This is a genomic window from Halobacterium bonnevillei, from assembly GCF_009831555.1.
GTDB lineage: Archaea > Halobacteriota > Halobacteria > Halobacteriales > Halobacteriaceae > Halobacterium > Halobacterium bonnevillei.
The window spans coordinates 1-11040 of the sequence record NZ_WUUU01000100.1 but is presented as its reverse complement, the minus strand read 5'-3'; the positions used below and the strand labels follow the sequence as shown (position 1 = coordinate 11040).

Sequence of the window (11040 nt, the reverse complement as noted above, 5' to 3'; positions counted from 1 at the left end):
CGGTGTCGTCCTCGTCGCGCAGCCACGCCAGCGCGTCCGCCAGGTCGTGGAGCGTCGCGAGGTCGGTGTCGTCGAACGGCGTGGTGGCCGTGCGACGCAGGTCGCCCATGTGGGCGCCCGTGCCGAGCGCGCGGCCCAGGTCGTGGCAGAGCTTCCGGATGTAGGTGCCGGACTCGCAGCGAATGCGCAGCAGCGCCTGCCGGCCCGCGACTTCGAGGACGTCGAGGTCGTAGACCTCGCGGACGCGCAGGCGGCGTGCGACTGCGGACTTCCGCGGCGGCTTCTGGTAGATGGGGCCCTCGAACTCCCCGACCACGCTCTCGAGGTTCGCGGGCGGGTCTGCGTGCAGTTCCAGGACGCTGACGTACTCCTTCGGTCCCTCGAGGAGCGCGGGCGCGAGGCGGGTGGCAGCGCCCGTGAGCACGGGCAGGCAGCCCGTGACCTTCGGGTCGAGCGTGCCGGCGTGCGCGGCCTTCTCGACGCCGAGCATGTCGCGGATCCACGCCGATATCTGGTGGGCGGACGGCCCCGGCGGCTTGTCGAGGTTGACGACGCCGAACGTCGCCACGTCGTCTGGGTCGCGGTCCGCGGGGGCGTCCCGGAGCATGGTCAGAACTCGTATTCGACGTTCTCGATCGGTGTCGGGCCCTCGTCGCTGCCGGGCTCGTAGTTGTCCACGGCGTACAGGACGATGTCGGTGACGGCGTCCGGCCCCCAGCGCGCGGTGTTCACGGAGAGGTCGTAGATGGTGAGGTCGTCGAAGTCGATGCCGTAGTAGTCGGCGTAGCGTGCGGTCTCCGAGCGCTCGCGTTTCTCCGTCTCGGCGCGCGCGGCCGCCGGCGTCTTCTCCTCGCGTTCGGCGATGCGGCGCGCGCGCACGCTCATCGGCGCGTCGAGCCAGATCTTGATGTCGGCGTACTCGCCGGCCATCCAGCCGGACAGCCGCGACTCCAGGATGACGTCGTCGCGGTCGCGGGCGGTCTCGCGGAGCTGTCGGTCGAGGTCCCTGTCGATCTGGGGGTCCTCCTCGGCGAGTTCGTTGAACTCCTCGAGTGAGAGGCCGCGTTCCTCGGCGAGGTTCCGGAAGATGTCGCCGCCGGAGATGTGGTCGTAGTCCAGGTGGTCCGCGAGCGCGGACGCCACCGTGCTCTTCCCGCTGCCCGGTGGCCCGGAGATCGTGACTAACATATCCGTGCTGGGAACGGCGGCGGCATAGAGGTTTTGAAGCGAGGTCGCTGTGGCTCCCTGCGTAGAGCGGAGATGCGGCAGAACGAGTATTCGCGCGGCGAAGCCGCGCGATTCACAGCGCGCGAAGCGTGCTGGCCCCGAGGACCTCCGCAGGGGGCCGACGGGGCTTTTTCCCCAAGTTTTTGCAAGCGAGCGGCCGGAGGCGGCGAGCGCTGGAAAAAGTGGGTCCTAGGTCGGCGTCGTCTGGATGTTCAGCGCCTTGCGGATGATGTTCGAGAAGCTGAACGAACAGACCATGTACCAGATGATCCAGACGGGGAACACGAGCGCGCGGCCCGTCTTGAAGTCGACTTCCCCCATCAGCGGCAGCGTCATGATGACGTCGCCGGCCGTGTAGAGGGTGCCGAGCTTCCAGTACATCCAGAGGAACGCGGGGATGGTCAGGAGCATGATCCAGGCCATCGGCCGGAACTGCTCTTTGAGCATGGCTGCCTGGTCGCCGAACGCTTCCATCTGTTTCTCGCGGAGGCGTTCGACTTCGGCGTCGTCGCCGCGTTCCTTGGCCGCCTCCATCTTCTCCTTGAGCTGGCTGGCGCGCTCCTGGTACTCGGACATCTTGTCCATGTCCGTGAGGTTCGCCTGCAGGAGCGTCGAGTACAGGCCGGTGAGGACCGCCAGGGCCATCACGACGACGTAGAACGGAAGCACGGCGTCCAGCGGCCCGAGGAAGAGGTCGACGGCGCCGCCGATGGTGTTCTGAATCGGCTGGAAGTTGTAGCCGAGGATCGCCGCGAACGACCCGAGCGCGGCGAGCTTGTCCCACTTGGACCACGACGAGGACTCGGGGCTGTCCCCCATGTCGAGTTCCTCCTCGGGCGCCAGGCCGTCCTCGACGCCCTCGGGGTCCGCGAACGTGAAGCCGTCCTCGCCCTCCACGAGGATGTCTTTCTCCAGGAGGCGCCCCCACTGGCCGCTGGTGACGTCGCCTTTGACGTCCCGCCAGCGGAGCTCGCCCTCGCGGTCGAGGAAGTCTTCGAGTGCGTCAGCCAGCTCGGGGTCTTCGGCGACCAGCGAGCGGACTTTCTCCGCGGTTCGTGCCATTTGGTGTGTGTTTGCGGTGCCTGCTTGAACGTCTTACGGAAACGCGGAACCTATCGCGGCGTCGCTACGCGACCGAAACCGTGGTCTGGGCGTCCGCGGACGCGTCTTCGGCGACGGTCCACGCCCGCACTCGGTACTCGCCGCTGGGCGCGTCGTCCCAGGTCGCGGTGTAGGTTTCCGTCTCTCCCGGGGCGAATTCCACGCGGGCGAGCGCCATCGTGAACACCCGGGTGTCGCCGTATCGCCAGACGGTCTCGCCCGACTCGGGGCGCTCGGCGACGAACTCCGCGCGCTGCCCGTTCCGGAACGACAGCGTCCGAGACTCGTCGCTCGTGTTCTCGACGGACAGTGCGAGGTCGACGTCGTCGCCCGTCACTGTCGCGGCCAGCGTCGCGTCGAACATGGTTGCGACGTGGGCCCACTCGAACAATAAGCTATCCGTGGGTCGTCTATCCCCCGCCCGCCGTCGCTTCGCTTGACAGACCCGCGTCTGTGTGACTCGGGTTGTGCGTCCGAGAGTACGGAGACCGTGTTGCCCAGAACGCCCGGCGGCCGCCGGGGGCCGTCGTCAGTTCGCGTTCGCTTCGACAGCGTCCTTCACGTCCGCCCAGACGTCGTCGGGCGCCTGTTCGCCGTCGACCTCGACGAGCACGCCCTTCTCTCGGAAGTACTCGACGACCGGTTCGGTGTTCTCCTCGTAGACGTTGATGCGCTCCCGGGCGGTCTCCTCGGTGTCGTCCTCGCGCTGGTAGAGGTCGCCGCCGCACTCGTCGCAGACGCCCTCCTCCTCGGGCGGGTCGAAGTCCACGTGGTAGGTGGCGCCGCAGTCCTCGCAGACGCGGCGGCCGGTCAGCCGGCGGACGAGCTCCTCGTCGCCGACGTCCAGGTAGAGGACGACGTCGAGGTCCGTGATGGAGTCGAGGTACTCCGTCTGGGACTCGTTGCGCGGGTAGCCGTCCAGTACGTAGCCGTCGGCCTCCTGCAGCGCCGTCTTCACGATCTCGTTGACGACCGGGTCCGGGACGAGTTCGCCGGCGTCCATGTACTCGCCCGGCGTGGCGTACTCGAGGTCGAGGTGACTGATGTCCATTCCCTTGTTCTCCCGGAGCGCGTCGCCGGTCGTGACGTGTTCGACGCCGAAGGATTCGGTGAGTCGACGGCTCTGCGTCCCCTTCCCGGCGCCGGGTGCACCGAGAAGCAGAATGTTCGGGCTGCTCATACCCGTGCTTCCCGGCCCGCTAATAAGGAGGTGTTGCTTCCGGCGAACTCTAAAGGGCGTCGGCCGACTCACTCGACGCGTGGACGAAGCACGTCGCACTGCTCGAACGTACGAAGCGAACGCCGACGCGTACACCGAGAAGTACCGCGGGGGGAGTGTCGCCGCGCGCCACGGCGACCCCTACCTCGACGCTGTCGGGGACGGCCGCGTACTCGACGCCGGCTGTGGCCCCGGCAGCGATGCGGCCGTGTTCGCGGACCGCGGCCTCGACGTGGTCGGACTGGACGTCACGCGAGCGTTCCTCCGGGAAGCCAGCAGCGACGTCGACGGCGCGTTCTGCAGGGGGGGACGTCCGCGCGCTCCCGTTCGCCGCCGACGCCTTCGACGGCGTCTGGTGTTGCGCCGCCCTGCACCACCTCCCGAAGACTGACGCGCCCGCAGCGCTCGCCGAGTTCGAGCGGGTGCTCGCGCCCGACGGCGCCTTCTTCTGTTCGGTGAAACGCGGCAGCGACGCCGGGTTCGAACCGGACGACGACCACGGCGGCGGCGACGACCGCTACTTCGCGTACTACGCGGGCGACGAGTTCCGAGGCCTGCTCGCGGCCGCCGGCTTCGAACCCGACGTCCGCGTCGACGACCGCTGGGTGAGCACGTACACGACGCCGAAGTGACTGCAGTGCTGCGAGGGAGGGGCATAGAACCCCGGGGGCATCGCTGGCGGCGCCGGCACCACACCCGACCTGATTAGTGCCCAGCCCGCGAACGACGCGCCATGACCAGATTCGACGCCGACGCGACCGCCGAACGCATCGCGCTCGTCGCGGACGCCATCGCCGCTCACCGCGACCGGGAGAGCGCGTTCTGCACGCTGGAAGCCGACAGCGACCCGGGCGACGACCCGGACTTCCTGCCGCCGTGGGTGCAGTTCGCCGACGGCACGCTGAACCTCGACTGCACGGACGAGGAACTGGACGCGCTGTCCACCGTCCTCTCCGGGTTCGGCGCGTTCACGATCACCAGCCGCGAGTCCATCGAGGACGCGCCCGGGACGAACGTCCGCGTGGACGCCCGCGCCGACGACGAGCGAACCGGCCAGTTCGTCGACGCCGTCTTCCGGGAGGTCTACGGGCTCCCCGAGGACTTCCGGCTCTGGGCGGTCGAAATCTGAGGCGGGCCGAGCGAAGCCCCAATCGCGGGTAGCAGGAAATCGGTTTCCGGTGGCAGGAAATCCATACGCCCAGTCGGGACGTTCGGTACCAGGTCCGGGGGTAGGACGTCCGGTACGAGGTTCACACTCAGGACGTCCAGTACGCGCGCGTCAGTAACACGAGCACCGGGAGAATCTCGAGGCGACCGATCCACATCAGCCCGACCATCGCGAGTTTCGTGCTCGCGGGCAGGAACTCGTAGAATCCCATCGGGCCGACCGCGCCGAATCCCGGCCCGACGTTCCCGAGGGTGGCCGCGACGGCGCTCATCACTTCGAGCGCGGACAGCGTCTCCGGGATGCGGGTGACGTCGACGGCGACGAAGATGGTGCCGGCGACGAACAGCACGAAGTAGACGGCGGTGAACGCGTAGATGCCCCTGATGGCGGTCTCGTCGAGCGCGCGGCCGCCGAGGCGGACCGGCCGGACGGCTTCCGGGTGAACGGTCGTGAACAGTTCGCGCTTCAGCGACTTCAAGATGACCAGCCACCGCACCATCTTGACGGCGCCGCCCGTGCTGCCCGCGCTCCCGCCGAGGAAGATGGCGATGAACAGCACGTACTGGCCGGCCGCGCCCCACTCGGCGAAGTCCATGCTGGCGTACCCGGTCGTCGTCACGATAGAGACTGCCTGGAACGCCGCGTGCCGCAGCGACGACTCGAGTTCGCCCGCGATGGGGCCGACGACGACGTCGAGGGTCGGTCCGGTGAACAGCAGACCGGCGATGAGTGCGGTGACCGTCGCGAGCACGCCCGTGTAGAACCGGAACTCGGAGTCGCCGAACAGCGCGTCGGTGTCGCCGGTGAGCGCCTGCCAGATGAGCGCGAAGTTCGTCCCCGCCAGCAACATGAACGGCACGATGACCCACTGGACGACGCCCGCGAACGCCTCGATGGAGCGGGCTTCCGGGCTGAACCCGCCGGTCGCCATCGTCGTGAACCCGTGCGCGACCGCGTTGTACAGGCCCATGTTCGGCGCGAATCCGCCGTGGTGGAGCCCGTACAGCAACACGATTTCCACGGCGGTGATGCCGGCGTACGCCAGCCAGAGCGCGCGCGCCGTCTCCGCGATGCGCGGGGTGAGCTTCTCCAGGCTCGGCCCCGGCGCTTCGGCGTCCATCAGCTGCGCGCCGCCGACCGACAGCTCCGGGAGGATGGCGACGGCGAGCACGACGATTCCCATGCCGCCGAGCCACTGCGTGAGCTGGCGCCACAGCAGGATGCCGTGTGAGTGCTGGTCGAAGGAGATGTCGCCCATCACCGTCGCGCCGGTGGTGGTGAATCCGCTCATCGTCTCGAAGAGCGCGTTCACCGGGCTGCCGAGCGTCGACCCGGGTGACGTCGCGGCGGCGATGCCCGGGAGGCCGTGCGCGGCGACGAGGTAGGGAATCGCACCGACGATACTGACCGCCAGCCACGTCGCCGCGACCATCAGGAAGCCCTCGCGTGCGCCGAGGTCCGCGGGGTCGCCCAGGCGCTCCAGCGCCGCACCGACGGTGAACGAGAGGGCGATGGTTGTGACGAACGCCGCGATGCCGCCGTCGCCGTAGTAGAGGGCGACCCCCAGCGGCAACAGCAGTGGCACCGTCATCCACTTCAGGACGGTGCCGACCAGCGAGGCGCTGGCCCGCCAGGTCACGCGGAGGGTCATCGCTGCTCGCCCCCGCGAGTCATAGTTTCGAGGTGACTTCGTCGAGGGCGCTCGCCTGGACGAACGCGACGACGTGGTCGCCGACGTCGACGACCGTGTCGCCGCGGGGGGTGACGTAGTCGCCGTTCCGCGTGATCGCACCCACGACGACGCCGTCCGGCAGGTCCGCCATCACCTCCTTGATCGTGCGGCCCGTGAGCACGCTGTCCTCTTCGACTTCCACTTCCAGGACTTCCGCACCGCCGGGTTCGATGATTGCGACGTTCTCCGCGCGGCGCTCCCGCGTGAACCGCGTGATCTCTTCGGCGGTCACCTGCCGGGGGTTCACCGCGACGTCGACGCCGACCGTCTCGAAGAGGTCGACGTACCGCATCTGCTCGACCACGGCGATGGTGCGTTCGGCGCCCTCGCGCTTCGCGAGCAGCGCAGCGAGCAGGCTGCGTTCGTCGCTCCCGAGCGTCGCGACGACTGCGTCAGCGTCCTTGACGTGCTCCCGCGAGAGGAACTCGGGATCGGTGGCGTCGTGGGAGTAGACGGTCGCTCCGGGCAGGCGCTCTGCGAGTTCCCGCGCCCGCTGTTCGTCGTACTCGATGATGCGGGGGTGGATACCGCGGTTGGCCAGCGCCGCTGCGGTGAGTTCGCCAGTCTTCGACCCGCCGACGATGACGACGTCCTCGACCTTGCCCGCGGCGCTCTCCGGGTCGATGCTGCGTGCGAACTCGCGGACGCTCGGCGGTCGCCCGACGACCACTACCCGTGAGTCGGGGTGAATCACGGTGTCGCCGCGCGGGATCTCCGCGTGGTCGGCGCCGTCTGGGATGACCGCGACGAACGTCAGTTCGTCGAAGCGGTCGGCTTCCGCGACCGTCTCGCCGGCGATGGGACTGTTCGCCGGCACGTCGAACTCCGCCATCTCGACGAGGCCGTCCGCGAACGGGTCGACGTCCTGGGCTGTCGGCAGGCCGATGACGCGAACGATGGCTTCCGCCGCCAGCAGGTCCGTGCACACCATGAAGTCGACGTCGAACGCGCCCTCGTACTCGCGCCAGGTGTCGAGGTAGACGGTGTTCTTCACGCGCGCGATGGTGAACGCGTCGCTCATCGTGTCGACGGTGCCACAGACCGCGAGGTTGGTCTCGTCGTCGTCCGTGCTCGCGATGACGACGTCCACGGACTCGACGCCGGCGTCCCGGAGGACGTCGGTGTCGGTGCCGTCGCCGGCGATGGCGAGCACGTCCTCGGAGTAGGTTAGCGAGTCGACACGCTCCGGGTCGACGTCGACGACGATGACGTCGTGACCGTCGGAGAGACTTCCGGCGATACTCGACCCGACCTCGCCAGCGCCGACGACGAGAATCCGCACTAGCGCGTCACCCCTGTCTGCATGGTCGGGTCGTGCATCTGCTCCGTCAATAGCCCTTCGGAAGCGCGGCCGCCGTTTTCCCATTCTATCGAACGACCGACACGGGAACCGTCTCCACGACGATACTGGACTCGAGTGCAGGCGGCTGATTGGTCGGTCGACGTGACCGCCCACGACCTGCCAACGTTTATTGTTACCAAACACACAGTCGTCACGATAGATGGTTGACGAATCCCGGATCCGGGTGTTGCTCGTCGACGACGACGACACATTCGCCGACCTCACGGCGGACTACCTGCGCCGGGAGGCCGACGACTTCGAGGTCACCACCCGCCCGGCGGCGACGCCCGCCCTCGACTACCTCGGGGACGCCGACGTGGACTGCGTCGTCTCGGACCACGACATGCCCGAAACGGACGGCCTGGAGTTCCTCGACGCCGTCCGCGACGACCACCCGGACCTCCCGTTCGTGCTGTTCACGGGGAAGGGCAGCGAGGAGATCGCCAGCGACGCTATCTCGGCAGGCGTCACCGACTACCTCCAGAAGGGCGGCGGCACCGAGACGTACGCCATCCTCGCGAACATCGTGCGCAACGCCGTCGAGAAACGCCGCTCCGAGCGGGCGCTCCGCGAGGAGAAACACCTGCTCGAACAGGTACTGGCGACGACCCCCGGCTCGGTCGTCTTCCGGCCGAACGGCGAGATCGCGTCCGCGACCGACCGCGCCCGCGCCACGCTCGCCATCGACGACGACACGCCCGCTGACCACGACTGGGAGTTCGTCACGCTGGACGGCGAACCGCTCCCGGACGCCGAGCATCCGGCGCGCCGCGTCGCGCGCTCCGGCAAGCCGCTGCACGGCGAACGACTCGGCGTCGAGTGGCCGGACGGCTGGCGGAAGTACCTCGTCATGCACTGCGCGCCACTGTTCGACGCCGACGGCGAGGTCGACCGCGTGGTCGCCTCGTTCACGGACGTCACCGACCGCGTGAACCACGACCGCGACGCCGAACGCGCCGAGACCATCGTCCAGGCCGTCGGCGACCCGGTCTACTCGCTCGACGAGGACGGCGCGTTCACGTTCGTCAACGACGCCTTCGCGGCCATCACGGGCCGCGACCGCGATGCCCTCGTGGGCGAGCACTGCTCGACCGTCATGGACGACGAGCATCTCGCCGAAGGCGCCGACATCATCGAGGACCTCCTGGCGGGCGACCGCGAGTCCGGGATGCTCGAGATGTCCGTCCGGGACTGGGCCCACGGCGTCGAGCACGTTGAAGTCCACATCGCGTTGCTGCCCTTCGACGTGGCGTTCCAGGGCACCGCGGGGGTCGTCCGCGACGTCACCGACCGCGAACGCCGGGAGCGCCGCCTCAGGGAGAGCGAACAGAAGTACGCCACCGTCGTCGAGGAAGCCAGCGACGCCGTCATCGTCGCGCAGGGCGAGACCATCCGGTTCGCCAACCCCCGTGCGGCGGACGTCCTCGAGTACGAGCAAGCAACTCTCGAGGGCAAACCCGTCGCGGACGTAATCGCACCGGAGGACCGCGGGACGGTGCTGGACCGCCTCCAGCGACGCCTCGAGGGCGACTCCCCGGAGCGCCGCTACGAGTTCCAGGCGGCTACGGCCGACGGCGACCGCGTCCCCATCGAGTTCACCGCCGCCCGCGTCACGTACGAGGGCGACCCGGCCGTGCTCGCCATCTGCCGGGACGTCTCCGCGCGGGAGGCCCGTGACCGCGAACGCCGCCAGTACGAGACCATCGTCGAAACCGCGCCCGACGGCGTGTTCATCGTCGACGAGGACGCCAACTACGTCGGCGGCAACATCCACGGCGCCGGCCTCACCGGCCTCGAGGAGTCGGAACTCGAGACCAAAACCGTCCCCGAACTCGTCGAGACCGGCGTCTTCGACCCGGACGTCGTCCAGCGGTACCAGGAGACGGTCCGCGACCTCCTGACCGCCGACGACCCGGACGCGAAGGGCAAATTCGAGTTCCACGTCTACCCCGCCGACGGCGACGAAGAGCGCGTCGTGGAGTGCCACCTCGCGCTCCGCCCGCACGACGACGAGTTCCGCGGCACCATCGGCGTCCTCCGGGACGTCACCGACCGGCGGCGCCGGGAGCGCGAACTCGAACGCCAGAACGAGCGCCTCGACGAGTTCGCGAGCGTCGTCAGCCACGACCTCCGCAGTCCACTGAACGTCGCCAGCGGCTGGCTCGACCAGTACCGGGAGACCGGCGACGACGACGCCCTGGACCGCATCGACCGCGCACACGACCGCATCGCGGAGATTCTCGACGAACTCCTCGCCGTCGCCCGCGAGGGCGTCGACGTCCACGACACGACCGAGGTCCCCCTGGAAGTCGTCAGCGCGGCCGCGTGGGCGTCCGTCGCCACGGGCGACGCGAACCTCAGCGTGGACTCGAACGGCGACTCGGTCGAAGCGGTCCGCGGCCGCCTCCAGGAGCTCCTCGAGAACCTCTTCGCGAACGCCGTAGCGCACGGCACTACGAGCCCTGACTCGCGGACTCGTCAGGACGCGGTCGAACACGGTTCCACTGACCATCGTTCGCGGGCTCACGGGGACGTCTCGGAGTCCGCCACGACCGCCGATAGCTCCGCAACTGACGCGGCCGCCGACGGCGGCGATGACGCGACCGTCGACGGGGACGAGGACGCGGACCCGGCGAGTGACCTCCGCGTCGAAGTCGGCGTGCTCGACGACGACCCAGGGTTCTACGTCGCCGACGACGGCCCCGGGATTCCCGCCGGTGAGCACGATGCCGTCTTCGAGATGGGGTACACGACCAGCGAGGACGGCACCGGGTTCGGCCTCGCCATCGTGGAGAGCATCGCCGACGCCCACGACTGGGACGTCGAGTTGACCACGAGCGAGGACGGCGGCGCGCGATTCGAGTTCTACACGACGGCGGACTGAACGCCACCGGCTCCCCGTCTCGGCGATAGCCGTTTGGGTCGGGGTCGAGTAGCTACGAACATGGGCTTCGGTCGGCGCGTGCTGTTCGCGCTCGTCGGCGTCACCCTCCTCTTCGGGCATGCAGCCGCCGCTGGATTCGTCCTCGTGGGGCTGTACGCGTTGGTCTCTCTGGGCGTCGACGTCCCGTCCGCGCTGATCTTGGCGGCCGCCGTCACGCTCGCGCTCGGCTACCTCAGCTACCGCCACGGGACCGCGCGCGTCCTCGCGGAACTGGATGCCGTTCCGCTGTCGCCCCGACGCGCGCCCCGCGCCTACCGCCGCCTCCAGCGCCTCGCCGACCGCATGGGCGTCGAGCCCCCGACGCTGT

10 protein-coding genes and 2 pseudogenes are annotated in these 11040 nt (G+C 69.0%); 5 read left to right on the top strand and 7 right to left on the bottom strand.

The annotated features are described in order from the left end of the window. The 5 genes from GRX66_RS12105 to GRX66_RS12085 form a co-directional block, all read right to left on the bottom strand. Positions 1-607 (bottom strand): RNA-guided pseudouridylation complex pseudouridine synthase subunit Cbf5 (locus tag GRX66_RS12105; RefSeq protein ID WP_159526795.1); only part of this gene is annotated, 607 nt, incomplete at its 3' end. Between the two features lie 2 nt (positions 608-609). Next, positions 610-1188 carry a (d)CMP kinase gene (gene cmk / locus GRX66_RS12100; RefSeq protein ID WP_159526794.1) on the bottom strand — a complete coding sequence of 193 codons (579 nt, stop codon included), beginning with the start codon at positions 1186-1188 and terminating at the stop codon, positions 610-612. A gap of 228 nt (positions 1189-1416) precedes the next feature. Further along, entirely contained in the window at positions 1417-2289 is an 873-nt protein-coding gene (locus GRX66_RS12095) for a DUF106 domain-containing protein (RefSeq protein WP_159526793.1), read from the bottom strand. A 64-nt stretch (positions 2290-2353) separates the two neighbouring features. Beyond that, positions 2354-2692 carry a BsuPI-related putative proteinase inhibitor gene (locus GRX66_RS12090; RefSeq protein WP_159526792.1) on the bottom strand — a complete coding sequence of 113 codons (339 nt, stop codon included), beginning with the start codon at positions 2690-2692 and terminating at the stop codon, positions 2354-2356. 165 nt (positions 2693-2857) lie between these two features. Further along, positions 2858-3508 (bottom strand): adenylate kinase, encoded by a 651-nt coding sequence (locus GRX66_RS12085; RefSeq protein ID WP_159526791.1) that lies wholly within the window; start codon positions 3506-3508, stop codon positions 2858-2860. Positions 3509-3747: 239 nt separating this feature from the next. On the opposite strand from GRX66_RS12085, the pseudogene GRX66_RS20810 reads away from it, so the two are divergent. The 3 genes and pseudogenes from GRX66_RS20810 to GRX66_RS12075 all read left to right on the top strand — a co-directional run. Next, positions 3748-3939, top strand: a pseudogene (locus GRX66_RS20810) (class I SAM-dependent methyltransferase); the annotation flags it as partial. A 30-nt stretch (positions 3940-3969) separates the two neighbouring features. Then, positions 3970-4179 carry a hypothetical protein gene (locus GRX66_RS20000; protein WP_233745492.1) on the top strand — a complete coding sequence of 70 codons (210 nt, stop codon included), beginning with the start codon at positions 3970-3972 and terminating at the stop codon, positions 4177-4179. A gap of 101 nt (positions 4180-4280) precedes the next feature. Beyond that, positions 4281-4676, top strand: a complete 396-nt coding sequence (locus GRX66_RS12075; protein ID WP_159526790.1) for a hypothetical protein — start codon at positions 4281-4283, stop codon at positions 4674-4676. A gap of 127 nt (positions 4677-4803) precedes the next feature. Here the strand turns inward: GRX66_RS12075 and GRX66_RS12070 are convergent, their stop codons facing one another. Further along, positions 4804-6366, bottom strand: coding sequence for a TrkH family potassium uptake protein (locus GRX66_RS12070; protein ID WP_159526789.1), 1563 nt, complete (start codon positions 6364-6366; stop codon positions 4804-4806). Positions 6367-6385: 19 nt separating this feature from the next. Further along, positions 6386-7729: a Trk system potassium transporter TrkA gene (gene trkA / locus GRX66_RS12065; RefSeq protein ID WP_325064085.1), complete on the bottom strand. Its 1344-nt coding sequence runs from the start codon at positions 7727-7729 to the stop codon at positions 6386-6388. A 220-nt stretch (positions 7730-7949) separates the two neighbouring features. On the opposite strand from trkA, the gene GRX66_RS12060 reads away from it, so the two are divergent. Both GRX66_RS12060 and GRX66_RS12055 read left to right on the top strand, forming a co-directional pair. Then, the gene (locus tag GRX66_RS12060) at positions 7950-10673 is read left to right on the top strand and encodes a hybrid sensor histidine kinase/response regulator (protein WP_159526787.1); all 2724 of its coding nucleotides are present in this window, start codon (positions 7950-7952) and stop codon (positions 10671-10673) included. 60 nt (positions 10674-10733) lie between these two features. Next, a pseudogene (locus GRX66_RS12055) lies at positions 10734-11040 on the top strand (peptidase M48); the annotation flags it as partial.